The following is a 25,170-nucleotide window of genomic DNA, read 5'->3' on the forward strand; positions in this document are numbered from 1 at the left end:
CCTTCTTCTTTTCTAAAAAATCACCTCCTCATTCAAGCCGACACTTTCGCGCAAGCTTCGCGATCTATTTTGTTCGCATCAGGATGGCGGTGGTATCGATGCAGCAGAATTTCCAGCAATTACTCGAACAGCTTAAGGGAACGCTCGGCAAGCTTGGCGCGCGAAAACTTATAGCGCTCGGACTTGTCGGAGCTGCACTGATGGGCGCTATTCTTTATACGAGCGTCTATCTGAGCCGCCCCTCCTATGAGACGCTTTATGTCGGCCTTTCGCGCGATGACGTGAATCGTATGGGGCTGGCGCTCGGTGAAGCTGGCATTGCTTTCGACGTGAAGTCTGACGGTTCATCGATCCTTGTTCCTGTCGGCAAGGCCGAACAGGCGCGTATGTATCTGGCTGAAAAGGGCCTGCCGACGTCAAACAACGCCGGTTACGAGCTTTTCGACAATATGGGCTCGCTTGGCCTCACATCGTTCATGCAGGAAATCACGCATGTTCGCGCACTTGAAGGCGAGATCGCGCGTACCATTCAGGCTATTCGTGGCGTAAAAGCGGCGCGTGTTCACATCGTCATGGCCGAAAAAGGCTCGTTCCGTCGTGGTGACCAGAAGCCGTCCGCCTCGGTTGTGATCCGCGCTGAAGGCGGCTTTGCCGCTGAATCCGCGCAGTCGATCCGCCAGCTGGTTGCTGCCGCTGTGCCATCGCTTGATGCCTCGTCCGTTACGGTTCTCGATACCAATGGTCGTCTGCTCGCATCTGCGGGAGAGGCTGCGAATGGTGCTGCTCTTCTGACCGCGTCGCTTGAACAGCAGGTGGCTGGCAACGTGGATGAGAGCATCCGCAAGGCGCTTGCTCCATATCTCGGTGTTGGTCACTTCCAGAGCAGTGTTCAGGCAACGCTTGATACCGACCGCCGTCAAACCAATGAAACGCAATTCGATCCTGAATCGCGTGTTGAACGTTCTGTTCGTGTCGTGCGTGAAAGTGGAGACTCCCGCAACGCACGTAACGACAATGCCACCGGCGTTGAGCAGAACATTCCGCAGGAAGAAATTCAAAACCGCAACGGCGAAAGCTCGTCTGAAAAGACTGATCGTCGCGAAGAACTGACGAATTATGAAATGAACACCAAGACGGTGTCCACAGTCAGCGATGGCTACACCGTCAAGCGTCTGTCGATTGCGGTCGTCATCGATCAGGCGCGTCTGCTTGAAACGGCCGGCACCACGCCACCACCTGCCGATTTCGTCGATCAGCAGATCCTGAAAATCCGCGACCTCGTTGCAACTGCCGCCGGTCTTAATGCCGATCGTGGTGATGTGATCAATGTAACGGCTGTCAATTTCCTCAGCCCTGCAGGCGCAGATATGGAGCCAGTTTCGACGCCGTGGTCCGAGCAACTGATGCGTCAGAGCGGTTCCTACGTCAATGCGCTGGCAATTCTTGCCGCTGTTGCGCTCCTGATCTGGTTTGGTGTCCGTCCTTTGCTCCGCGATCAGAACACGAAGCCATCCGGAACAGAAGTTGCGCTGCGTGAAACGGGTGATGTCGCTGTGCCAAACTTTGTTGGTGATACACAGCAGGCCATCGCCGGTGAGGGTGCCAAGGCAGTGATCGGCGGACCAGAAGCCTATGCCGATCAGATGAAGACCAGCCTTAGCGATTTGCGTCAACGTATGCGTATGCCTGCCAAGTTGCGCCTCGAACAGATGATCGAGATGGATGAAGAGCGTGTTGCTGCAGTCCTCAAGCAGTGGATCCACGAAACCGCCATCAAGCAGGAAGCAGCATCAAGTCAACGGCCTATAATGCCGGAGCTTGAGGCTGCCTGATTATGAGCACGCTCGCACTCAGCCGCTACCTTCCTGATTTCTCGACGCATCGTATCGCCGACGAAGCGGTCGAAATCATTGCGGCCCCCACACAGCCGCAGCCTTTGTCGGAGCACCTGCTGCACACTGATCCGCAAATGACTGAGGCTCCGGAGAAGCCTCCATTTGCAGAGCAGGTGGAAGTTGCAACTATCATTGCTCTTGAAGAGGAAAAGCGGGCAGCGTTTGAGGCCGGTCGCGGAGACGGTCACAAGGAAGCAGAAGCGCTTTATGAGGCCGAGAAGGCCAGGCTGCTGCGTGAGCATGAAGTGGAAATCGAAGCGTTGCGTGCGAGCTTCTCTCGTGAGCAGGCCAATCTGTTGGCTGGAGCCTTGACGGAAGCTGTGAGCGGGCTTGAGCAATCCATGTCAGAGCAGATTGCAGAGATTCTGACGCCGTTACTGGCAGCCAAAATCGAACAGGATGCGATAGCCGGTTTCGCGCAACGGATCAGCACGCTGGCTCTGGAAGGCGAAGCACCTGAAATCTTCGGTCCAGCCCATCTGCTTGAGCCGCTCAAGGACCACGCCGACCTTCTGCCGCCCGGATGCCGTTTTACTGAGAATGCGTCCAGCGAACTCACATTTTCCTTTGGCGATCGTGCGCTTGAAACACGACTCGCGCCAGTTCTGGAAGAACTAAGGGCAGCTGCCAGATGAGCATCGATCCGGAAACCAAGCGCGAAATCATTATCGTCCGCCGTGGCAAGCATGATGATCATGACGATCATCATGGTGGTGTCTGGAAGATCGCTTACGCTGACTTCATGACTGCGATGATGGCATTTTTTCTCGTCATGTGGCTTATTAATGCTGCCAACGAAGAAAGCAAGGCGGCAGTCGCCAGCTACTTTAATCCCGTCAAGCTGATGGATCGTCATTCAAGCCCAAAGGGCGTGCAGGACATTGACGAACAGAACGGTAGAGTTCGCTTCGAGAGCGACAAGCAGATTGAAAACGGCACCAAGGTTATCAATGATAGTGCTGCTTCCCCGCCGATTGAGCAGGAAGAAAGCCGCATGTTCCGTGAACCATATGCTGTTCTGTCCGAACTTGCACATGAAACGGGCGTTCTGCAGAACCAATCCATGAAGGGTGATGGCGGCAGCGCACAGGCTGGCACGCAGACAGGCGCTGATGGCGGCGATGCCTATCGCGATCCGTTCAGCCCTGACTACTGGTCCAGCAAGGCCGTGGAAGAGCTGACGCCGCCGGAAGCTGCCCCTGCAACGCCGCCACAGCAAACAGTGGAAGCAAAAACCGAGGTAAAGCCCGAAGAAGCTGAAAAGCCAGCAGAGAATCAGGAAAAGCTGATTTCTGATTTGAAGAAGGCAGCCGACGGAGACGCATCGACCGATGGCAGCAAGGCGGCAAACGCTGAGCCTATGCCTGATGTGACAGTCGTCCCGGTCGATGGCGGTGTCATGATCCAGCTGACCGATAAAGTCGATTTTGGCATGTTCACGATTGGCTCCGCCAAGCCGGATGCGCGTGTGGTGCAGATGCTTGAACGTATTGCGCAGGTTATCGCGCGTCAGCCGGGTGAGGTTGTCATCAGCGGTCACACCGACGCCCGACCTTTCAAGAGTGCGACCTATGACAATTGGCGCTTGTCTTCGGCCCGTGCGCAGATGGCTTATTACATGCTGGTGCGTGGCGGGCTGGATGAAAAGCGTGTGCTGCGTGTTGAAGGCTATGCCGACCGTCAGCCAAAGAACACCGCCGATCCAAATGCCGCCGAAAATCGTCGCATCGACATCTTCCTCAAGTCCAACCCATGAAGAAACTGGTAACGCGCTCCTTGGTGGCACTTGTTGCAAGCCTTCCGCTGGCAAGCGGAGGAGCAGTTTCCTATGCTCAGACCCAAGGCCAGACGCAAGCAGCAGAAGAGCCACGCAACTTGCCGGTGCTTGAGCCATATAAGCTCGTCCGTTCACTGCGCATGTTGCAGGACCAGCTGGTTTCCGGAAAACCTGAAGCCGTTGTAATGCTCAACAGGCTGCTGATTTTTGTGAGCGCTGATATGGAGCGCGCTCCAAAGGAATTCTGGGACAAGCCTGAGAATATCTATGCGGCAATCATCTATCTGTTTAACGGCGGCAATCCTGATGCCGTGCGAAAGGTGCTTGCTGGCTTTGATGGCAAGACTGTTCCGCAAGAACTCGTCAAAGGTGCGCTTGCCTACGCATCGGGTCAGAACATCGAGGTGGTAAAGTTGTTCTCAATGCCGCTGTCACCACAGCTGCCGGCAGAGTTGCGATCTTCCATCGTGCTGGTAACGACCGGTCAGATGACCGCTTTTGATCCTGCAACAGCACTTCTGCGTCTTGATCAAGTGCGGCTCGATAGTCCGGGTACGCTTTTTGAAGAAGCCGCTATTCGTCGTTCGATGCCGATTGCCGCCAAGCTCGGTGACGCAGACAAGATCAGGATGCTATCGCGCAATTATCTCCAGCGCTTCCCGCGCTCGCCCTATATGCGTGATTTTATGAAACAATTTGTGGATGCGGCGTTGAAGCTCAATGATCGCATCGGCAATGCCGAACTGGTCAAGTTGATTGGTACAGCTGATCCGGTCATGCAATATTCGCTTTATCTGCAGATTGCGCGTGGCGCTCTGGTGGATGGGCAGACAGAGCGCGCGCGCTTCATGTCAACTGAGGCAAGAAAGCTTGCCGATCATCTGAAAGCTGACCCAAGCAGAGCCAATCTTTATGCGGCGGCAAGTGATGTTGCTTCGGATTCCGCTAAAGACGCATTGCGTGAATTGTCTCAAATTTCGCCTGATCGTTTGCAGGAACGCGACAGGCAGCTTCTGCAGGCGGCGGAAGCGGTTGGCTCGGTGGTGACGCGCAAGCCTCCCGTTGAGGGCGCAACAAAGCCTGTCAGAAGCGAAACTGACATTCCGGCAATGCCGATTGCTGACGGTGATGAGGCGCCCGTCGTGCCCAAGGCGCCAGAGATCCCTTCGCCTGCTACCGGTTGGAAGCCATCCCGGCCTGCAAAGCCGGAAGATGATGTGCAGAAGACAATGGATGATGCGCGGCGCAAGCTTGCAGAAATTGATGCCTTGCTAGGAAAGACTAATCAATGAGCGTAGGTCTTTTGCTCACTACGGCTGGAAGACTGGCTTCACTTGCCAAGGGTACAGGCGCCCAACAGGGCGCTGTGGCAAAAGCCAATGGCGAAAATCAGGAACAGTCTGAACCGGCAAAACTGTTTGGTGCATTGTTGGAAAAGTCTCAAAACAAGCTATCGCTTGAAGGCGAGCAGAAGGATGAGGCGCAGTCGGAAGATAGCGACAAAGCTGATCGCGATACGCCTGCTCAATCTTCGGTCTATGGTGTGTCGCAGAACCTGCTTGCACTTGCTGCAGGGTTCAACAACCCAAAAGATGAGGATCAGCTTGCTGCGCGTGATAATGCCAACAAGCAGTCGATGAATGTATCGGCGCTGGCCGATGCTGCTGAAGCTGCAGATTCTGCGCTGACGACTGCAGTTGCCGCTGACCTGCCTATACCTGATGCAGAGCCAAAGAAGGATCATAAGGAAAACGTTCAGGCAAACACGCAGACGCAAGCAACAGCAGATTCCAAGGGTCCTGCAAAGCCTGAAAATTTGGTCAGCCACACTCTACCTGCTACAACAAAAGATCAGCAGACTGACAGCGCCACAGACGGCTCTTCTGCATCGCCCAAGCCTGAGCTTATACTTCAACCCAGCAATGCCGCAGAAGCTGATCGTCCGAATGTTCAGCTGCAGCAGCAAACTGGGAAGTCTGCACCTGTTGCCGATGTAAAAGCGCCTGCGCCAGCAGCGCCCACGGCTGCAGCACGTATCGCGGATATCCAGGTCCTCTCCGAACGAAGCTTTGGTGCTGTGAAGACCTTGCAGATCAGGCTTGACCCTGTAGAGCTCGGTGCGGTGACTGCTCGTATTCGTCTGGTTGCCGACAGCGTGGAAGTGCATCTGGTGGCTGGCAAAGCCCATGCTGCCGAGGCGCTGATTGCCGATCGCTCAATGATCGAAAAAGCTTTGAAAGTTGCAGGCATTACGGACGACACGAAAATTTCGGTCACGGTGACTGAACGCGGAGCAGTCAGTGCAGTTCAGCACAGCTCCGCAAGCCATAGTGCGGGGCAACAGCAGGCCAGCTCTCAACAGCAAGGCCAGCAGACTTTTGACATGCAAAATGGCTCGGATAGCCGGGGAAATGCGCAGGCGCAGTCTCAGGCGCAATTTATGGGTGGTGAGGGCAGGCAGAATGGCGAATCTGGCCAGGCAGACAGCAATAATGCACGCGCTCGCACATCGACTGAAGCCAATGAGCGCGAAATTTCTGGTCTTTCTGGCGGCCGGAATCGCGGCCTCGTCGTTTAGTTTAGCAGACGCTAAAGCAGAGAATATTTGCGAACGGGAAATGCATCGAGCGTCCGCCCGCTATGATGTGCCACTCGGTATTCTTTATGCTGTTGGTCTGACCGAAACCGGGCGCAAAAATTCGCTTCAACCCTATGCGATGAACATTGAAGGAAGGGCTGAGTTTTTCCCATCTCAAGCGGCCGCTCTAAGACGTTTCACCCAAGTACACGCCGAAGGTGCAAAACTGATTGATCTGGGCTGCATGCAGATCAATCACTATTATCATTCCAGTGAATTTCCGTCTGTCGGTGCTATGCTGCAACCAAGCCTCAATGTTGATTATGCTGCACGCTTCCTAAAGCGTCTGCGTGAGCGCGAAGGCAACTGGACAATGGCAGTTGCGCGTTATCATGCAGGTCCGAATAACGATCCTGCACAGAAGCGATACGTCTGTCGTGTGATGACAAATATGATCGCAACTGGCTTCGGAAATTGGACGCCTCAGGCAAAAAACTTCTGCGCAGGTTGATCTGGAACGCTACGAATTTGCGGGTTGTAGAGCGATGCTATATACATGCAGTTTTTAGGGGGGCAACCCGTAATTGCATATAGCTAGATAATGTATTTTAGAGGGTAAATTTTTAAGTCCTTGTAAAGAATCGTTAAACTTCGTGAGCGCGTTAACGACTTGTTAAGATTTTCAGACCAAGAGTGCCAAGCCGATGCAATCATGGCGATTCCTCTTAAATTAGATAATACTAAAATACATCCCAATTTATTGCGGGCAATTTTGTGTAATTGCCGCTGACTCCGCCTGCCGGTTACTTCTGTCTTGCTTGGGTTAACATATTGATTCGGAAGGCGGGCCGATGATCGTAGTCGTAGATGAGCGGAATATTGTGACTGAGGGGTACTCCTCTTGGTTCAGCCGAGAAGGCATCACGACGACTGGGTTCACACCATCCGATTTCAATGAATGGGTCGAAAGCGTCCCCCATCAGGATATTATGGCTGTAGAAGCCTTCCTGATTGGCGAGTGCGAGGCTCAAAACGGTCTGCCAGCGCGTATTCGTGAACGCTGCAAGGCGCCTGTTATTGCCGTAAACGACCGCCCGTCACTGGAACACACTCTGGAGCTTTTTCAATCCGGAGTTGATGATGTCGTCCGCAAGCCGGTTCACGTCCGCGAAATCCTCGCCCGCATCAACGCAATTCGCCGCCGCACAGGTGCTTCGGCTGCATCAGGCAATGATGGAACCGAGCTTGGACCGATCCGCGTTTTCTCCGATGGCCGTGATCCACAGATAAATGGTGTGGATTTCCCGCTGCCGCGTCGCGAGCGCCGGATCCTTGAATATCTAATCGCAAACCGTGGTCGCCGCCTGAATAAGGCGCAGATTTTCAGCGCGATTTACGGCATTTTCGACAGTGAAGTCGAAGAGAATGTGGTCGAAAGCCATATTAGCAAGCTCCGCAAAAAATTGCGTGAAAAGCTTGGTTTTGATCCTGTTGATTCAAAACGTTTTATTGGATACTCAATCAACATCGATTGAGATTCGTGTCCTTTCTGTCGAGCTTTCAAAAGCTCAAATCCAGTAATTCGCGGTTTTTAAAGGTAGTCTTGTCCGGGCAACCCCTGAAACTGATTGTGTCCTCAGTAAAAGCGTAAAAAATCTTAAGGCTACAGTTTCACGCAAGCGTGGCCCGATAGCTTATCTGCGGATTCTCAAATTCTCAGGAGTTGCCAATGAGCCTCTACGGTATGATGCGGACCGGCGTTTCAGGTATGAACGCGCAGGCGAACCGCTTGTCGGCAGTCGCTGATAACATCGCGAATGCAAGCACGGTTGGCTATAAGCGCGCCGATGCGCAGTTCTCATCGCTCGTTTTGCCTAACACAGCAGGCCAATATAATTCGGGCAGCGTAGAGACCAACATCCGCTACGGCATTTCCGACCAAGGCGGCATTCGTCCAACGTCTTCGAAAACTGATCTTGCGATTGATGGTAATGGTTATTTTGTCGTCAGTGATGCTGATGGTACGCCTTACCTGACGCGCGCCGGCTCTTTTGTTCCAGATCAGTATGGCAATCTGCTCAATACGTCGGGTTATTATCTCATGGGTTATCCAGCGGATGCTAACGGTAATGTCAATACGGTCGCCAATAGCTTTGATGGTCTGGAACGTGTGAACGTCAAGCAGTCCGATCTTGTTGCAACACCTAGCACGTCCGGCAATTTCACCGTCAACCTGCCTTCGACGGATTCGGTTCCTGCTGCCGGCGAATTCAATCACAAGACATCGCTGATCGCTTACGACAATCTCGGCGGCAAGATCACGCTGGATGTCTATTTTTCCAAGACCGGCGACAATACCTGGGACGTTTCCATCAAGAATGCTGCGGATGGCGCTGAAGTGGGTACAACAACACTGACCTTTGATGGCGCGAACGGTAAGCTGCTTTCTGGCGGTGACGTTGCGGTCGACCTCACAGCCTATAATGGTCGAGCGCTCGATCTTAATCTTGGTTCGTCCAAGCAGCTTGCAGAAGACTATACAATCAGTGAAGCCGTTATCAACGGTCAAGCTCCTTCGTCCATCAAGGGCGTGGATATCGGCAAAGACGGTTCGGTTGTCGCACACTATGAAAATGGTGCGCAGAAACTGCTTTACCGTATTCCACTCGGAACCGTGGCAAGCCCCGACCGCATGTCGGTAATCAGCGGCAACGTGTTCTCGCCAAGTGCAGAATCCGGCAATATCCAGCTTGGCTTTCCTGAAAATGGTGGCATGGGCAAGGTTTCGGCTGGAGCGCTTGAAGAATCCAATGCGGATATTGCTCAAGAGCTGACCGACATGATCGAAGCTCAGCGCAGCTACACCGCCAATTCGAAGGTCTTCCAGACCGGCTCCGAATTGATGGACGTGCTGGTTAACCTGAAAAGATAAATTGATGCGGTTCCGGGGAGGTGGTCAGTCTCCCCGGAATTGCAGTTTTAAAACTGGACTGTTTTCGCAACAAAAACGGTTCGACGTAGGATGGGGATAAGATGTCGCTTAGTTCTGCTCTTCTGACGGCCAAAAGTTCGCTTGCGGCAACGTCCAAGCAGACGTCAGTCGTCTCTCGCAATATTGCGGGGGTCAATGATCCTGATTACTCGCGCCGCACTGCGTCGCTGGCTTCGGGGCCGTATGGTTCGCTTTATGTCAATATAAGCCGATCCGCTGACGAAGCGTTGTTCAACCGCTTTATCCAGTCGAACAGCACGGCATCGTCGTCGTCCATTCTCGCAGGCGGACTTGACCGCCTTTCGTCGCTTTATTCGGCAGATAATTTCTCAGGTTCGCCTTCGGCGTTGATCGGTGATCTTCGCGATGCGCTCCAGACTTTTGCTGCCTCGCCATCCAATTCGGCCCTTGGTGATAGCGTTGTTTCGACGGCGCAGTCGCTGGCCAATGCATTGAACGCTGGCACGAAGCAGATCCAGTCTCTGCGTACCGATGCAGATAATGAAATCGCGGACTCCGTTGCCAATATCAACGACGTGTTGTCGAAATTCGAGAAGATCAACCAGCAGATCGTCAGCGGCACACGCGCTGGCAACGATGTGTCTGATTTTCTTGATCAGCGCGATTCACTGCTGAAGCAGCTTTCCGGCGAACTGGGCATCACAACCATGGTTCGCGGCGATAATGACATGGTCATTTTTGCGGAAAATGGTGTGACGTTGTTTGAAACCACGGCGCGCAAGATCAGCTTCGAATCGTCCGGCGGTCTGGCGGCTGGTGTTGCTGGCAATGCCGTTCTCGTCGATGGTGTCCCGCTTACGCATGATACATTCGATCAGCCTTATGGCACTGGCCGTCTGAGCGGACTTCTGCAGCTGCGCGATCAGATTGCGCCGCAGTATCAGATGCAGCTCGACGAGATCGCTCGCGGTCTGGTGTCGATGTTTGCAGAAACCGACCAGACCGGTGCAGGTCCAAAACTAACAGGCCTTTTCGGCTGGTCAGGTTCGCCTGCCGTTCCAGGTGCGGGTGTGACAGCTGGTCTCGCAGGCACGATCAATGTGTCATCGGCATTTGTTGCAACCGAAGGCGGCAGCTCGCTGCTGTTGCGCGATGGCGGTGCAAATGGCGCGAATTACAAATATAATTCAACCGGCGCCAGTGGCTTTAGCGATCGTCTGCGCGCGTTGAATGAGGCGTTCTCCGAGCCGCTGACTTTCGCTTCTTCGGCAGGTCTCAGCTCAAATGCGAGCCTGATTGATTACAGCGCGTCGTCCATCAGCTGGCTTGAAGGCAAGCGCAAGACTGCGAATGCCAATTTCTCCTATAACCAGACTGTAGCAGGTCAGGCCGATCAGGCTCTGTCCAATGCCAACGGTGTCGATATCAACACCGAGATGGCACTGCTTCTCGATCTGGAACATTCCTATCAGGCATCAAGCCGGGTACTGACGACGGTCAACGCCATGCTTGACGAACTTCTCAGAGCGGTGTGAGGCTTATGAAAGCGCAATCTATTTCTACATATGGTGCAGCTTCAGCCCTCAAGGTTCTCGTCGCAAAGACGAAGGCTGAGCTTGCAAAGGCGCAGCAGGAAGCCACCACAGGCACGGTGTTCGATGTAGGTTTGTCTCTGGGTTCCAAGTCTGGACAGACCATTTCGCTGCGTAAGGAATATGATCGCCTTAGCGTTCTCACCGACATGAACAAGCTGCTGCAGCAGCGTATGAAAACGACGCAGACTGCAACCACCACCATTATCGAGAACACGCAGGATTTTCTGGGTGATCTGACGGGTGCAAACAGTACCGTTGAAAGTGCGCAGACTGCTGCGAGAACGGCAAAGTCGTTGCTGGATTCAGTCACAGGCTCACTCAACACCAGCTATAACGGCGAATATATCTTCTCAGGCGTGAACACAGATGTGAAGCCGATTGCTGACTACACGGAAGGCAGCCAGGCACAGAATGCGGTTCGTCAGGCATTTGAAGATCATTTCGGTTTTGCCATGAATGATCCGCAGGTTGCCAGTATCACTGGCGATCAAATGAAGACCTTCCTCGAAGGTGATTTTGCCGAACAGTTCAATGATGCCAACTGGGATGCCAATTGGTCGAATGCTTCTGATAAGGTGATTAAGAGCCGTATTTCCCCCACAGAAACGGCTTCGACCTCCATTTCGGCGAATGCTGATGGTTTCCGCAAGACCATCATGTCTGCAGTTATGGTGTCCGAGTTTGCAACGATCGGTCTGAGTAATTCCGCGTTTCAGGCACTGACAAATCAGGCGATGCAAACCACAACGCAGGCAATTACGGAGACGACTTCTGAACAGACGACGCTGGGTCTGGCTCAGCAACGCACCAATGCCGCGACAACGCGGATTGGGGCACAGCAGAAAATCCTCAATGAATCGGCTCTCGATCTCGAATCGGTCGATCCCTACGAGGCTGCCACGCGCGTCAACGCGCTGATGTCGCAGATCGAGACTTCTTATGCGCTGACGGTACAGCTGCAGAATATGAACTTGCTCAACTATTTGAAATAAAACCATTTGAGGGTGGCGCGCTCTCTTGGATGCATAAAGGTCGCTCTCAAATGTTGGATCGATACGTTGTGCTTTTAATAGTGTGGGGCGCTCGCCCGCCCCGAAGAAGACCATCACGAATCGGGCAGCATGATGCGGTTCGTATACGTGGTGCCTGAAAACGGAGACGACATGTATCAGCTGCGCTACGAAGACGTCATGAATGATGATATGGCGAGCGCCAAGGAGCGTGAGCGGATGCTTTTTGACCGCTCGATTGAAATGCTCGCCGCTGCGAAAGCCCATGGTGCCGGATCGCGCGAAGGCATCGATGCTTCATACTTCACAACCAAGCTGTGGACCACAATCATTGAAGATCTCGGTTCAGAAGAGAATTTGCTTCCAAAGGAACTGAAAGCCGCAATCATTTCGGTTGGGATCTTCATTCTCAAGGAGATCGAGCAAATCCGACAGGGTGAGAGCACTGATTACGATGGGCTGATCGAGATTACTCAATCTATCCGTGACGGTCTTTGACATGACGACGAACGGCAATTCAGCGATTCGTCTTTCGCTGCGTGCAGGCGAAAAAATCTATATCAACGGCGCGGTTTTGAAAGCTGACCGCAAGGTTTCGCTGGAGCTTTTGAACGACGCGACATTCCTTCTGGAAAACCATGTTTTGCAGCCGGAAGAGACGACATCCCCGCTGCGTCAGCTCTATTTCGCGGCGCAGATGATCCTGATTGAGCCGGCTCTGCGGGAACAGGCTCGCAACACGTTTGCACAGATGCTGAAGGGCATGTTTGCGACGTTCAACGATGCAGAAATTCTCAATGCACTCAAGCTCGTTGATGAGCTGGTTCATAACGGGCGCGTCTTCGATGCACTGAAAACAATTCGCGCGCAATATAAGCGCGAGGCAGAGCTGATGGGTGAAAAAGGCCTGTCAGTGCCTGTGATGCAAACAGGAAATACTATGGCATCGGTCCAAGAAACTTAGTGGGCTTTTGGAACCAGATCCAAGTGAAAACAAACAAATAGAGCGTCCTTTGGGACCAACAGCGCTCTAAGGGGCAAGTCTATGACGACAACATCGACAGTCGGCGCCAACAATACGACCAACAACACGGCAAACTCGTCATCAAGCAGCAGTTCTGCTGCCGCAAAGGCGAGTGTGGATTACAATTCCTTTCTGAAGCTTCTCGTCACTCAGATGCAGAACCAGGACCCTACACAGCCGATGGATGCGACGCAATATGTCTCGCAGCTTGCGACATTCTCCAATGTCGAACAGGCGGTGCAGATGAACAGCAAGCTCGAAACGCTGATCGCCAATTCCTCGCTTTCGCAGGCTGAAGGCTGGATTGGCCGCACACTGACCAGTGCTGACGGCACGGTTACGGGTGTGGTCAAGTCTGTCACGATCCAGTCGTCGGGTATGCTTGCTGAACTCGAAGACGGCAAGACGATGCTGATCGGCCAGGGCGTCAAGATCAGTTGAACGATGTCTCCAACTCCGGGTACGGGTTTGGGGACAATGACATGTGCCAAAATCTAGATTGAGATAAAGTTTCGATAGTTTATTTGAACCGAAACTGTGCAAAAGCGCTGTGCGCTGAGGACCTTACCTGTGAACGAAGCTGATGCGCTCGACATCGTCAATTCGGCGATCTGGACCGTACTTATGGCGAGTGGCCCAGCTGTGCTTGCGGCGATGCTTGCAGGTATCGGCATCGCGCTTTTCCAGGCTTTGACCCAGATTCAGGAAATGACGCTGACTTTCGTGCCGAAGATCATCGTTATTTTCGTGGTGCTTGCCTTTACTGCGCCATTTGTTGGCGCGCAGATCAATTCTTTCACGCTGCTTGCCTATTCGCGCATCGAAAAGGGTTTCTAGAGCGCGTTTCGATCTGATTGGATCAGATCGGCGCCGTAAACCTTTTTATTTGAAGCACAATCTTATCGATCTTCGTTTCACTCCGACAAGACTTTTGCTCTAACGCAGCCCTCGCGCAAGCTTCGTCGTTTATGTTCCGTCTGACAACAGGAGACGGACGTGCAGCAGGCAGCAGCTAAGCCATTGACAAAACGTGGAATTCTGACCGGTAGCGACATGGGTCTTGCTGCCGGTATCGTCATTATTTTGACAGTGCTTTTCCTGCCTGTTCCAGCGGTTGTTCTGGATATCGGCCTCGCTTTCTCGATTGCGTTCTCCGTCCTTATCCTCATGGTTTCGCTGTGGATTCAGCGTCCGCTTGATTTCTCGGCCTTCCCGACGGTGCTGCTGATTGCGACCATGATGCGTCTGTCGCTCAATATTGCGACGACACGCGTGATCCTGACCCATGGTAACGAGGGCTATCTGGCTGCAGGCCATGTTATTCATGGTTTTTCGCAGTTTGTGATGGGTGGTGATTTTGTCATCGGTCTTGTGGTTTTCACCATCCTCATCATCGTCAACTTCCTCGTCATCACCAAGGGTGCGACGCGTATCGCGGAAGTGGGTGCCCGCTTCACGCTCGATGCTATTCCCGGCAAGCAGATGGCGATTGACGCCGATCTTTCGTCGGGTCTGATCGACGAAAAGCAGGCGCAGCATCGCCGTCGTGAACTGGAAGAAGAAAGCTCATTCTTCGGTTCGATGGACGGCGCGTCCAAGTTCGTGCGCGGTGACGCGATTGCCGGTCTGATCATTACCGCCGTCAATATTTTCGGCGGGATTATCATCGGCGTTACCCGTCATGGAATGGATATTTCGGAAGCTGCCGACGTCTTCACCAAGCTCTCGGTTGGTGACGGTCTGGTTACGCAGATTCCTGCGCTGATCGTTTCGCTCGCAGCAGGTCTTCTGGTATCAAAAGGCGGGACCCGCGGTTCCGCTGATCAGGCGATTTTCGGTCAGCTTGGAGCTTACCCCAAGGCGCTTTTGATTGCTGCCTTCCTTCTGTTTGTTCTCGGTATCATGCCGGGCCTTCCCGCTTTCCCGTTCTTCCTGCTTGGCGGTGCAATGGCATTTGTCGGTATTGCCGTGCCGCGCCGTCAGGCGCGTCAGCGCGAGGCGGAAGAGGCAGAAGCACAGTCGAAACAGCGTAGCGCTGAAGAGCAGGAACGCAACTCGGTCAAGGCTTCGCTGGAAACCACGCAGATCGAGCTTTGCCTCGGCAAGCAGCTCTCCGCACGTCTCATCGCTTCGCAGCAGGAGCTGGCGCACCGCGTCGCCAAGATGCGCAAGAAGTTTGCTCAGGAATATGGTTTCGTCATTCCAGAGATCAAAGTCACTGACGATATTTCGTTGCCGCCAAAGAGCTATCGCATCAAAATTCACGGTACCGCCGTTGCGAGCCATGAATTGCGGGTCGGTGAAATTCTCGTGGTGCTGGGCGAGCGTCCATTGCCATCCATTCCGGGTGAGGAAGTACGGGAACCAGCTTTCGGTATGCGTGCTTATTCCGTGCCGGAGACTTTTGCTTCAGATCTTCGCCGCGACGGCTATATGACTGTCGATAACCTGTCGGTTCTGCTCACCCATCTCAGCGAAATCGTGCGCAACAATCTGGCCCAGCTTCTCTCCTACAAGGATATGCGTATTCTGCTGGACCGCCTTGGACCAGAATATCGCAAGCTTCTAGAAGATATTTGCCCGGCCAATATTTCCTATTCGGGGCTCCAGGCAGTCTTGAAGCTGCTGCTTGCGGAGCGCGTCTCGATCCGTAATTTGCATCTTATTCTTGAATCCATTGCTGAAATTGCGCCTCTGGTCCGCCGACCTGAGATGATTGTCGAGCATGTTCGGATGCGGATGGCGCAGCAGATATGCGGCGATCTTTCAGACAATGGTGTTCTGAACGTGCTTCGTCTTGGTAATCGTTGGGACCTCGTATTCCACCAGAGCCTCAAGCGCGACAACAAGGGCGAAATCGTCGAATTTGATATCGACCCGCGTCAGCTCGAGCAGTTCGGCACAGAAGCAACCACAGCGATCCGCAAACATTTCGATAGCGGCGAGCGTTTCGTCCTCGTTTCTTCGCCGGAAGCGCGCCCTTACATCCGCATGATTATCGAGCGGCTGTTTGCAACGCTTCCCGTGCTGTCGCATGTGGAGATTGCGCGTGGTGTCGAAGTGAAATCGCTCGGCGCGATTTCCTGACGGGGGAGTGAACCCGTTGCCCATCACGCAACTGCCGATCAATGAACTTGTGTTTGCGGCCATGCTTGCATTCTGCCGTGTTGGCGCATGTCTGATGCTGATGCCCGGCATTTCAAGCGGACGCATTCCCTTGCAGGTACGATTGTTTATCGCGCTGGCCTGTTCTTTTGCGGTCTTGCCTTTGGTGATCCAGAATATTGCTCCGAGCTTAGATGGCAGCCATCCGTTGGCGATGTTCCGGCTGATGCTCAGCGAAATGTTCATCGGAGGGGTGATCGGAATTTTGGCGCATATCTATTTCTGGGCATTGCAGTTCATGGCCAACATGATGGCAATGGCTGTTGGCTATTCGGGTACTCCCGCAGATGCGATTACAGAAGCTGAACCACAGGCAACGCTTGCGACCATTGTTACTTTCAGCGCGCTATTCCTGTTTTTCGTCACGGATATGCATCTTGAAATTCTGCGAGCGCTGCTGAGCTCCTATACGGCTATCCCTGTTGAGGGGCATTTCAGGCCTGATGCTGCGATGATCGACATCAGCGATGCACTTTCCGCAGCATTTCTGGCGACGTTACGGATCGCAGCACCCTTTATTGTGTTTGCGATTCTGGTCAATTTCGCCATCGGTCTTATCAATAAGCTGACGCCGACGATCCCGGTCTACTTTGTGTCGATGCCTTTCGTGCTGGGCGGCGGTCTTCTGGTTGTTTACTTCATCCTGCCCGAACTACTGCGTTTTTTCACCGGCGAAGCTGCGACGCAGTTGCGCGATTTGTTCTGAGGATTGCATGGCTCAAACCAATGCCCGTAATCTGAAAAAGCTCATCACCTTGCAGAAGCTCGGCGCCGCACGGCTGGAAGCCTCGCTGGCTGTAACCAGTAACCGCAAGGCTGTTCTGGATGAAGAACGTGACGCGCTGATCGCCATGCAGGATCGCCGTTATGACGGCGATCCCTTTAGTGTCGATCCATCTCTGCTCATAAAACGGCTGGGGGCGAATGCGCTCGCAACTGAACAGATTGAGCAGCAGCTCGAATCAGAACGCAGAGGCCTTTTGAAAGAACAACGTCGGATAGAACTTCTGGAAGATCGGCTCGAAGCTGTCCGCAATGATGCCGAAAGACGAGAGCTTGCAAGCCTGATTGAAGAGTTTGTTAGCCGGAAAACCTCCGCGTCGTAGGACTGTAAGTCGCGACCAAAGTAGAAAAATAGTTAATAAAATCAGTTAATTGTAATAAATCTGGTGAGTTTGGACCGGCCGCGTTGACCAAGGCTTGGTCATAAAATTGAAACTGATTCGTACCGCAAGCTTCAGTCAAGTTTGACAGATTAATGTGCAATCAAGAGATGAAGAAGGACAAGTTGTATGGCGATTAATCCGCCGTCAGATCTGGTTATGGACGTGGCGCGTGCGGCTGATCCGCAGGCGTATCGCCTTGCGGCAGAGCGTCTGAAATCCATATCGGCAAGCACTGCTCCGGTGGGCGCTGATACGGATACGGGGTCAAACTTCGTCAGCTTTTCTGAAAGCCTGGCTTCAGGTGTCCAGTTCAATCCGCAAGGGGCGAACACAGTCAATCCGGCTTATCGGAAGTTTGAAGCTTTCATGCTGCAATCTTTCGTTCAGTCGATGTTTACCAGCGATACGACAGCTACTTTCGGCAAGGGCATCGCAGGCGAATATTGGAAATCAATCATGGCCGAAGCGATGGCGAACAAGATGGCTGATACCGGCGGCGTTGGTATCGCAAAAATGCTTGAAGCGCAAAAGGTGCGCGCGGAAACTCGTCAACCTTGGCCTTGGGAGGCGTGATCGACGATCTGGGACAGGAAATGAACACAGACGCAGTTTCAAAAGATATCGTTCACGGATTTGAACGGCAGCTCATTCAGAAACAACTGGGAAACAATGAAAGTGGAGATCGCGCTCGTAGCTGATGCTGAACATCAAGCACAGAATCGGGCGGTCAGGACAGCAAACCCTTCCAGGGCCTGACTGGCGAATAAAACCGCGACCTGCTGATACCTACAGCGGCTCCAGTCAAGAATGGTTCGTTGAAACCGCTGTAACTGTTTGTTTTTACGCATTATCCGACGCAAAGCCGCTTCGTACTTTTGCTGGAAATGCTATATAATTGAGGAACCCGAAAATGACTGACACAAGCTCCGAAATCAGCCTGCTGCCGCAAGTGGCGGAAGCAGCACTGGAGGCAGACCCGGTTCAGGAACTGGAACAGCAGCCTGTACTATCGCCGGTCGTGCGTGCAATTCAGCGTCTTGAGGACGTCATTGATACTGAAACTCGTCTTCTGCTTGAAGGCGGTCATCCGGATCTTGCTGAGATTAATTCACGCAAGAGCCGTGGCCTGTACGACTTCAACAAGGCAATCAAAAAGGCAGCAAGCCTTGCTGAACCAGCGACGATGAAGGGATTGCAGCCATTGCTCGATAGCCTCAAGCAGAAGCTTGAGAAGAATTGCGAAGCGCTGCAGTTGCATCTGCGCGCTGTTGGCGAGCTGGCCGATCTTATTCGTGGCGCACTTGAAACGCAGGATGCCGACGGCACTTATAGCATGCAGAGCGCGAGGCTCGGTCACGCAAGATGATCCGCACAATCGTAATCGGTCTCTGGATCTGCGCAGTCGCTTTGGGCTCGCTGTTTTTCGCCGTTCGCCAGAATGATGGATCATCTGGTGAGGTGAAAGCGGAGGCCGGAGGATTCGGTGGACTCGATTACGTCAAAACGGATGTGATGAGCGTTCCCATCATCTCCAATGGCAGCGTTGCCGGCTATGTCGTGACGCAGCTGGTTTATACGATCGATTCCAATATCCGGAAAAAGATCACGGTTCCGCTCGAATATTTCATCAGTGACGAGATTTTCCGTAAGTTCTACGGCAGCTATTCGGATACGAAAGAAGTCGAGAAAGTGAAGTTCGAGGATGTTCGCGCATCTGTAATCACCGATTTGAATGCACGTTTTCCAGAGCCGGTCATCAAGGACCTGCTTGTCGAGCAGTTCAATTATATTTCCGCTGAAGAAATCCGCGCCATGAATATGCGTGGCGGTGCTGTATCACCGGATACAGCGGGCAAGCAGGCGTCGGCCGAACACTAATTCACAGTATTTCCTGCAAAAATGCGGAGCGGTTTCTCGTTGGATAATGCAATAAAAATAAGTAGTTAGAGAGAATAATATTTTCCTGCCAGCTGGCTCAGACGTTCGTCATCCAACGGGGGCAGGGAAGGGTCTACAGTAAACTGAACGCCGACTTCACGTTTTTCACGCCAGACAATCTGCGCCAGAAGTGCGCGCGCATAATGATCGTCAAACAGCCAGAAGCGCTCTGGAAGACTCGGAAATTCGGTGATTCTCAACCGTGCGCCGTGTGGCGCTATATCGCTGAACTGGCATTCGATAATGAACCGACCATCAAGATCGATAACCTTGCCTGATCGCAGCCGCGTACGCTGTCGCTCTTCCTTACGTCGCTCCTGAGACGGCTTGTTGCGTACCATAAATTTCTGCCTGCTGTTCCCCTTGAAGGGAAAATATAGCAGGCATCGCTTTAGTAAGCGTTACCTAAGTTCAATGCTCACCGCATTTTTCACAGCGACCACGCAGTTCCAGCGTGGTTTTGCGTGACTTGAACCCGCTTTGGAGGCTCCAGGCGCTAACGAGATTTTCGATGGCCGGATCGGAAAACTCTGTCACCTGACCGCATTGCTCGCAAATCGCAAAAGCAATCAATCCGTGCTGGTGGCATTGCGGATGAGCACAGGCAACAAAAGCGTTGAGGCTTTCAAGGCGATGCACCATGCCAAATTCGAGCAGCTTTTCGAGCGCCCGATAGACCTGCAGCGGCGCACGGAAACCGTCGTCACGGAGCTGGTCGAGGATTGTATAGGCGCTGAGAGGACCATCCGCCTTGGACAACACGTTGAAAACGAGCGTCTGATTGCGGGTCAGATCATGCGATGCATGGTTATGATGGTGGTGATGATTGCTCATTGGCCAGCGGTCCGTTTCAGTGATGCCTCCCCTTTATGTAGGGGCAAGAGGCTGAAAATGAAAATAGCGAGTGCGGCAACCACGATTGATGGGCCGGATGGCGTGTCGAACTGGACAGAGCCATACAGCCCGCCAATGACGCCGAGCGCACCAATCACAGATGCGAGAATGGCCATTCTCTCCGGTGTGGATGAAAAGCGCCGGGCGGTCGCTGCGGGAATGATCAGAAGCGATGTAATCAGCAGAATGCCGACAATCTTCATCGCAATGGCAATCACAATCGCCAGAAGCAGCATGAAGACAATCCGCGAGACGGCAGGGTTCATTCCTTCTGCACGCGCAATGTCCTCGCTGACGGTTGCGGCCAGCAAAGGGCGCCAGAGCCAGGCAATGACACCCAAAACGAGAATGCCGCCGCCATAGATGAAGGCAATGTCGATCCGCGAAACTGCAAGCAAATCGCCGAATAGGAACGAGAGGAGATCGATACGCACCCAGGTCATGAAGGCCACGATCACCAGACCGAGCGACAAGGTCGCATGGGAAAGAATGCCGAGCAGGGAATCTGCCGAGAACGTATGGCGTCGCTGCAAAAGCAGAAGAATTGCCGAAATCATGACTGAAACGGCAAAGACTCCGATCATCAAATTGATGTCGAAGATAAGAGCAAGTGCTACACCCAGAAGCGCTGAGTGGGCCATCGTGTCGCCAAAATAGGCCATGCGGCGCCACACAATGAAACAGCCAAGCGGACCCGTGGTCAGCGCCAGACCGACACCGGCAATAAGGGCGCGGGTGAAAAAGTCATCAAGCATTTGGCTTCTCCCCGTGATGCCCGTGATTGTTGTGGCCTTCTTGCCCGTTCCCACCGTGATCATGTTCATGATGATCGTGATGATGACCGTCATCGGCATGACAATGATCGGTTACAGAACCATCGGCATGGAGTACGCGGCCGTCGGGCAGGTGGGTATGATCGTGGTGATGTTCATAGACAGCAAGCGGAGCGACCGCGCGGCTGCCAAATAGTCGTGCATATTCTGGGCTTGAGGTGACATCGCGCGGTGTTCCACTGCAGCAGACATGGCCGTTCAGGCAGATAACGCGATCTGTGGCTGCCATCACCAGATGCAGATCGTGTGAAATCAGCAGGACACCGCAACCGGTATCATCGCGCAGTTTTGCAATCAGCTCGTAAAGTGCGGCTTCACCGGAAAAATCGACGCCCTGAACCGGCTCATCTAATACCATGATGTCGGGTTTGCGTGCCAAAGCGCGCGCCATGAGAGCGCGCTGAAACTCGCCACCGGAAAGATTAGCAATCTCGGCTTTCAGGAGATGCGAAATGCCAACGGACTGAAGGGCATCCGCAATTTCATTCTTGTCGAGAGGGCCAGTCAGTGTCATTAAACGCTCGACCGAAAGCGGCATGGTACGATCAATATTGATCTTCTGCGGCACATAGCCGATGCGAAGACCGCTTTTATGGGCGATCGCGCCCTCATCGGGCTTCAAAACGCGCAGAGCCATTTTGGCAGTGGTGCTTTTTCCCGCGCCATTCGGTCCAATCAGCGTAACGATCTCGCCGCGATGGACGGCAAGATCAACATTGCGCACAAGCCATCGCCCGTCGCGATAAACGCCGGCGCCTTTCAGTTCTATCAATGGTTCCCGCTCTGAATGCGCGGGGAGGGCGGTCTTATGGGCCATTCTAATTTGAGCTTTCGCTGCCTTTAAGGATGCTTTTGGGAATGAGAATCGTGCGTTCTAAAATTCTTGTCTCAAGAATTAGGGAGAATATGTCGATTCGGGTCTGTTTGCGTTGGCTGTCTCTCGGCTGTGCACATTTCTCCAAAAAGAGGTTGTATCTCCTTATTGCAGACGTTATAGCATAACGCAAATGATGTAATAAAATAACATATCATTCATCTATGTTGTTCCCTTCGGCATAATCATCAAGAGAGACCCATGAAACATCTTCACTCCCTTTTTATGGCATCTGCATTTATGGCGGTTTTCGGCACAGTCGCATCAGCCGCCGAGCGCGAAGGCGTCGTTGTTTCCATCAAGCCGCTGCATTCACTTGTTGCAGCAGTCATGCAGGGTGTGGGTGAGCCGAAGCTCATTGTTCAGGGCGCAGGCTCTGAGCATTCCTATAGTCTGAAGCCATCGGATGCCGAAGCCATTGAACATGCCAAGGTGATTTTCTGGGCCGGGCCTTCGATGGAAACTTTCCTCGACAAGCCGTTCGATACATTGGGCGAGGGCGCCAAGGTTGTTGCACTCGGTGAAGCCGAAGGGCTGACGAAGCTCAAATTCCGCGAAGGTGGCCCATTTGAGGCGCACGATCATGGCGGCGAGGAAGGCGAGCACGCTCATAACCATGGGCATGAGGGCCACAAGCACGAAGCTCATGACCATGCGCATGAAAAGAAGCATGACGACCATAATCACGCCGATGAAGCATCAGAAAAAGCCGATGAGCACCACCATCATGGCGAGTTTGATCTTCACTTCTGGCTTGATCCACAGAACGGCAAGGTTCTCGTCGGTGATATCGCCAAGGTTCTGAGCGAAAACGATCCTGAACATGCCGCGCAATATGAAAAGAATGCGGCCGACTATGCCGACAAGCTCGATGCGCTGACCAAAGATATCGACAGCGAACTTCAGCCTATAAAAGACAAGCCGTTCATCGTCTTCCATGACGCATATCAGTATTTCGAGAATCGCTTTGGCGTGAAAGCCGCAGGCTCGATCACCGTGAGCCCGGAAAAGGCGCCGGGCGCTGGACGCATCAAGGATATTCACGAAAAGATCAAATCACTGGGCGCTGTTTGCGTATTCTCCGAGCCGCAGTTTGAACCAAAGCTGGTCAATACGGTTATCGATGGAACGGATGCGAAAACCGGTACGCTCGATCCGCTTGGCGCGGAATTGAAGGATGGCCCGGATCTCTATCCGCAGCTCATTCGCAATCTGGCTGATTCCCTCAAGAATTGTTTGTCGAAGTAGCACTGGTCGCACCCTTATTCTGGGACCCCACCCAGAAGCGACCTGTTGTGTCGCCGGGCTGTCTGTATGGGCGGTCCGGCATCTTCGATACGCGATGAATGATTTGAAAATCCCTCTATTCAAGCGCAGGTCGGGATTTTGCAGTGGACCAATGTCAGACCAGCTCCTGCTTACGCCGGATCGTTTGAGGAGTATTTTTTAATCGGATCTCTCAAAAGGTGGCTTTGCCGCCTCTTTTTAGTCAAATGAATGTAATGATATAACATTAATAGCCAGCAACGCTGCAACCGCAACGTATCTCACAACCGCCAGCAAAGGAGTTGCCATGAAAAGGCTTCCCGTCACTGTACTCTCCGGCTTTCTCGGTGCAGGCAAGACCACCCTTCTCAATCACGTTCTTAACAATCGCGAGAATCGCCGTGTTGCGGTGATCGTAAACGATATGAGCGAAATCAATATCGATGCCGCCCTTGTGCGCGAGGGTGGGGCCGACCTCTCCCGGACAGAGGAACAGCTGGTTGAAATGACCAATGGCTGTATCTGCTGCACTTTACGGGATGATCTTTTGAAAGAAGTAGCACAGCTCGCCGCTCAGGATCGTTTCGATTATCTGCTGATTGAATCGACGGGCATATCGGAGCCTCTACCGGTGGCAGCAACCTTTGAGTTTCGTGATGAAAAGGGCGAAAGCCTGTCCGATCTGGCGCGCCTCGATACGATGGTCACGGTGGTTGATGCCGCCAATCTGCTGAAAGACTATTCTTCTAATGATTTTCTGCGCGACCGCGGTGAATCGCTGGGCGATGAGGATGAGCGCACGCTGGTCGACCTGCTGGTCGAACAGATCGAGTTTGCAGATGTCGTGATACTCAACAAGATTTCGACCGCGAGCGCAGAGGAGCGAGACCTTGCGCGCAAGGTGATCCGGTCGCTCAATCCGGATGCCCAAATTGAAGAAGTGGATTTCGGTCAAGTTGGGCTTGATGCGATCCTCAATACAAGACGCTTCGATTTCAATCGCGCCCATGAGCATCCCCTTTGGTACAAGGAGCTTCATGGCTTCAACGATCATGTGCCTGAAACAGAAGAATATGGCGTTCACTCTTTCGTCTATCGTGCGCGTCGTCCGTTCGATCCGGCCCGCTTTCAGGCCTTTATCGATAAGAGCTGGCCGGGTGTGGTCCGCGCCAAGGGTTTTTTCTGGCTGGCGACAAGGCCTGATTATGTAGGAGAACTCAGTCAGGCCGGTGCGCTGGTCCGTACCAACAAACGTGGTCGCTGGTGGTCTGCAGTTCCGCGCAGTTATTGGCCGGCAGAACCGGAATGGCATCGCGCAATGCAACCCTATCTCGATGCAGAATGGGGTGATCGTCGGCAGGAGATCGTCTTTATCGGCGTTGATCCAATGAACAGGGCCGCAATTACCGCCGAACTTGATGACTGCCTGGTGCCGGAAGAAGTATTCAAGCCGGAAAGCTGGCTACGCCTGAGTGATCCGTTCCCGAGCTGGTCGGTCGCAGCGTAAAAAACTACTCAGCCGACAGCGCGGCGATTTCGGAAGCCCTGCTGTCGGCAAGCGTGCGATGGTCGAGTACATTGGCGATTGCTTCACGCACGTCGAGCATCATGTGTCGCACTTCACATTCGGTCTCATCGCAGTCATCGCATGGCTGGTAGTCGGTTTTGCTGGCGCAGGCGATGGGGGCAAGTGCGCCATCCAGCGCCCGGATAATATTGCCAATATGAATTTCATTGGCGGGACGTGCCAGACAAAAGCCGCCACCCTTGCCTTTGCGACTCAGCACAAAGCCTGCATTGCGCAATTCGATGAATATATTATCGAGAAACTTGCGGGGGATGTGATGCCGTTCGGCGATCTCACTTGCGGAAACCAGTTGCCCATTAGACACGCCGGCAAGATGCACCATGGCTTTCAAGCCGTATTTGCCTTTTTTGGTTAGCATGGCACCCCTGCTGCAATGTCCTTCGGACGATCCAATCCCAATGCGTATTCCCAAAAAGAATTAGGGAGGAAAGCACCTTGCGGCAAGTTACTTTCGCGTCGCAGTTGCCTGATCTCTTTCCCTTTGCAAGGCCAAAGCCAAAGCGCCTTGCAAACTGTCGCCCTTTGCCGGGGTGTAAAACTCTTTATACGGTAGCAAATCGAGCGCAGCATAAGATGTCGCCAAACCGCCGGTTATACTGAAGCGCCCCAGTGCT

At 53.2% G+C, this 25,170-nt stretch carries 27 protein-coding genes and 1 pseudogene (1 of these 28 cut by a window edge); 22 read left to right on the forward strand and 6 right to left on the reverse strand.

Going from position 1 to position 25,170, the window contains the following annotated elements; translation table 11 throughout:
* The first annotated feature begins 83 nt into the window (after positions 1-83).
* From fliF to H5024_RS15190, 20 genes and pseudogenes are all read left to right on the forward strand, one after another.
* Positions 84-1,832, forward strand: coding sequence for a flagellar basal-body MS-ring/collar protein FliF (fliF, locus tag H5024_RS15095; RefSeq protein ID WP_187547981.1), 1,749 nt, complete (start codon positions 84-86; stop codon positions 1,830-1,832).
* Positions 1,833-1,834: 2 nt separating this feature from the next.
* Positions 1,835-2,530: a hypothetical protein gene (locus H5024_RS15100; RefSeq protein ID WP_187547982.1), complete on the forward strand. Its 696-nt coding sequence runs from the start codon at positions 1,835-1,837 to the stop codon at positions 2,528-2,530.
* The gene (locus H5024_RS15105) at positions 2,527-3,651 is read left to right on the forward strand and encodes a flagellar motor protein MotB (RefSeq protein WP_187547983.1); all 1,125 of its coding nucleotides are present in this window, start codon (positions 2,527-2,529) and stop codon (positions 3,649-3,651) included. Before H5024_RS15100 ends, H5024_RS15105 begins: the two co-directional genes overlap by 4 nt.
* On the forward strand, positions 3,648-4,964 hold the full coding sequence (locus H5024_RS15110; protein ID WP_187547984.1) for a chemotaxis protein: 1,317 nt from the start codon (positions 3,648-3,650) through the stop codon (positions 4,962-4,964). Before H5024_RS15105 ends, H5024_RS15110 begins: the two co-directional genes overlap by 4 nt.
* Positions 4,961-6,250, forward strand: a complete 1,290-nt coding sequence (locus H5024_RS15115; RefSeq protein WP_247875298.1) for a flagellar hook-length control protein FliK — start codon at positions 4,961-4,963, stop codon at positions 6,248-6,250. The genes H5024_RS15110 and H5024_RS15115 overlap by 4 nt, the downstream gene beginning before the upstream one ends.
* A 40-nt stretch (positions 6,251-6,290) precedes the next feature.
* On the forward strand, positions 6,291-6,761 hold the full coding sequence (locus H5024_RS15120) for a transglycosylase SLT domain-containing protein (RefSeq protein ID WP_247875299.1): 471 nt from the start codon (positions 6,291-6,293) through the stop codon (positions 6,759-6,761).
* Between the two features lie 340 nt (positions 6,762-7,101).
* Positions 7,102-7,785, forward strand: coding sequence for a response regulator transcription factor (locus H5024_RS15125; protein ID WP_187547985.1), 684 nt, complete (start codon positions 7,102-7,104; stop codon positions 7,783-7,785).
* Positions 7,786-7,979: 194 nt separating this feature from the next.
* Positions 7,980-9,182 (forward strand): flagellar hook protein FlgE, encoded by a 1,203-nt coding sequence (locus H5024_RS15130; protein ID WP_187547986.1) that lies wholly within the window; start codon positions 7,980-7,982, stop codon positions 9,180-9,182.
* A gap of 101 nt (positions 9,183-9,283) precedes the next feature.
* Positions 9,284-10,738: a flagellar hook-associated protein FlgK gene (gene flgK / locus H5024_RS15135; protein ID WP_187547987.1), complete on the forward strand. Its 1,455-nt coding sequence runs from the start codon at positions 9,284-9,286 to the stop codon at positions 10,736-10,738.
* 5 nt (positions 10,739-10,743) lie between these two features.
* Positions 10,744-11,790, forward strand: coding sequence for a flagellar hook-associated family protein (locus H5024_RS15140; RefSeq protein ID WP_187547988.1), 1,047 nt, complete (start codon positions 10,744-10,746; stop codon positions 11,788-11,790).
* 171 nt (positions 11,791-11,961) lie between these two features.
* Positions 11,962-12,306 carry a flagellar biosynthesis regulator FlaF gene (gene flaF / locus H5024_RS15145; RefSeq protein WP_187548644.1) on the forward strand — a complete coding sequence of 115 codons (345 nt, stop codon included), beginning with the start codon at positions 11,962-11,964 and terminating at the stop codon, positions 12,304-12,306.
* A 1-nt stretch (position 12,307) separates the two neighbouring features.
* Positions 12,308-12,772 (forward strand): flagellar biosynthesis repressor FlbT, encoded by a 465-nt coding sequence (gene flbT / locus H5024_RS15150; RefSeq protein WP_187547989.1) that lies wholly within the window; start codon positions 12,308-12,310, stop codon positions 12,770-12,772.
* Between the two features lie 81 nt (positions 12,773-12,853).
* The gene (flgD, locus tag H5024_RS15155; RefSeq protein ID WP_007877014.1) at positions 12,854-13,273 is read left to right on the forward strand and encodes a flagellar hook assembly protein FlgD; all 420 of its coding nucleotides are present in this window, start codon (positions 12,854-12,856) and stop codon (positions 13,271-13,273) included.
* 129 nt (positions 13,274-13,402) lie between these two features.
* Positions 13,403-13,669 (forward strand): flagellar biosynthesis protein FliQ, encoded by a 267-nt coding sequence (gene fliQ / locus H5024_RS15160; protein WP_064321443.1) that lies wholly within the window; start codon positions 13,403-13,405, stop codon positions 13,667-13,669.
* Between the two features lie 216 nt (positions 13,670-13,885).
* On the forward strand, positions 13,886-15,919 hold the full coding sequence (gene flhA / locus H5024_RS15165; RefSeq protein WP_247875361.1) for a flagellar biosynthesis protein FlhA: 2,034 nt from the start codon (positions 13,886-13,888) through the stop codon (positions 15,917-15,919).
* Between the two features lie 16 nt (positions 15,920-15,935).
* A complete protein-coding gene (gene fliR / locus H5024_RS15170) occupies positions 15,936-16,703 on the forward strand; it encodes a flagellar biosynthetic protein FliR (protein ID WP_187547991.1) in 768 nt (255 codons plus the stop codon).
* Positions 16,704-16,710: 7 nt separating this feature from the next.
* Positions 16,711-17,103 (forward strand): hypothetical protein, encoded by a 393-nt coding sequence (locus H5024_RS15175; RefSeq protein ID WP_187547992.1) that lies wholly within the window; start codon positions 16,711-16,713, stop codon positions 17,101-17,103.
* Between the two features lie 186 nt (positions 17,104-17,289).
* Positions 17,290-17,861 (forward strand): annotated as a pseudogene (locus tag H5024_RS15180) (rod-binding protein).
* Between the two features lie 212 nt (positions 17,862-18,073).
* Positions 18,074-18,529, forward strand: coding sequence for a flagellar protein FlgN (locus tag H5024_RS15185; RefSeq protein WP_079213160.1), 456 nt, complete (start codon positions 18,074-18,076; stop codon positions 18,527-18,529).
* Entirely contained in the window at positions 18,526-19,041 is a 516-nt protein-coding gene (locus tag H5024_RS15190; RefSeq protein WP_064321447.1) for a hypothetical protein, read from the forward strand. The genes H5024_RS15185 and H5024_RS15190 overlap by 4 nt, the downstream gene beginning before the upstream one ends.
* A gap of 65 nt (positions 19,042-19,106) precedes the next feature.
* Here H5024_RS15190 and H5024_RS15195 read toward each other — a convergent pair whose 3' ends face one another.
* From H5024_RS15195 to H5024_RS15210, 4 genes are all read right to left on the reverse strand, one after another.
* Positions 19,107-19,442 (reverse strand): PilZ domain-containing protein, encoded by a 336-nt coding sequence (locus tag H5024_RS15195; protein ID WP_187547993.1) that lies wholly within the window; start codon positions 19,440-19,442, stop codon positions 19,107-19,109.
* Positions 19,443-19,512: 70 nt separating this feature from the next.
* On the reverse strand, positions 19,513-19,935 hold the full coding sequence (locus H5024_RS15200; protein ID WP_007877005.1) for a Fur family transcriptional regulator: 423 nt from the start codon (positions 19,933-19,935) through the stop codon (positions 19,513-19,515).
* Positions 19,932-20,813: a zinc ABC transporter permease subunit ZnuB gene (znuB, locus tag H5024_RS15205; RefSeq protein WP_348770719.1), complete on the reverse strand. Its 882-nt coding sequence runs from the start codon at positions 20,811-20,813 to the stop codon at positions 19,932-19,934. Before znuB ends, H5024_RS15200 begins: the two co-directional genes overlap by 4 nt.
* A complete protein-coding gene (locus tag H5024_RS15210) occupies positions 20,743-21,645 on the reverse strand; it encodes a metal ABC transporter ATP-binding protein (protein WP_187547995.1) in 903 nt (300 codons plus the stop codon). Before H5024_RS15210 ends, znuB begins: the two co-directional genes overlap by 71 nt.
* A 258-nt stretch (positions 21,646-21,903) precedes the next feature.
* Between H5024_RS15210 and znuA the strand changes: the two genes are divergently transcribed.
* Together znuA and zigA are read left to right on the forward strand one after the other, a co-directional pair.
* Entirely contained in the window at positions 21,904-22,950 is a 1,047-nt protein-coding gene (znuA, locus tag H5024_RS15215; protein WP_187547996.1) for a zinc ABC transporter substrate-binding protein ZnuA, read from the forward strand.
* Positions 22,951-23,275: 325 nt separating this feature from the next.
* Complete coding sequence (gene zigA, locus H5024_RS15220) at positions 23,276-24,475, forward strand: zinc metallochaperone GTPase ZigA (protein ID WP_064321452.1); 1,200 nt, start codon at positions 23,276-23,278, stop codon at positions 24,473-24,475.
* A 4-nt stretch (positions 24,476-24,479) separates the two neighbouring features.
* Here the strand turns inward: zigA and H5024_RS15225 are convergent, their stop codons facing one another.
* Positions 24,480-24,914, reverse strand: a complete 435-nt coding sequence (locus H5024_RS15225) for an Rrf2 family transcriptional regulator (RefSeq protein ID WP_187547997.1) — start codon at positions 24,912-24,914, stop codon at positions 24,480-24,482.
* Between the two features lie 87 nt (positions 24,915-25,001).
* Positions 25,002-25,170 carry the 3' portion of a BadF/BadG/BcrA/BcrD ATPase family protein gene (locus tag H5024_RS15230; RefSeq protein WP_187547998.1) on the reverse strand. 716 nt of this gene lie beyond the right edge of the window, so 169 of the gene's 885 nt are visible here — the last part of the coding sequence; its start codon lies off the right edge, out of view; the stop codon is at positions 25,002-25,004.

This window comes from Ochrobactrum sp. Marseille-Q0166 (assembly GCF_014397025.1).
Lineage (GTDB): Bacteria > Pseudomonadota > Alphaproteobacteria > Rhizobiales > Rhizobiaceae > Brucella.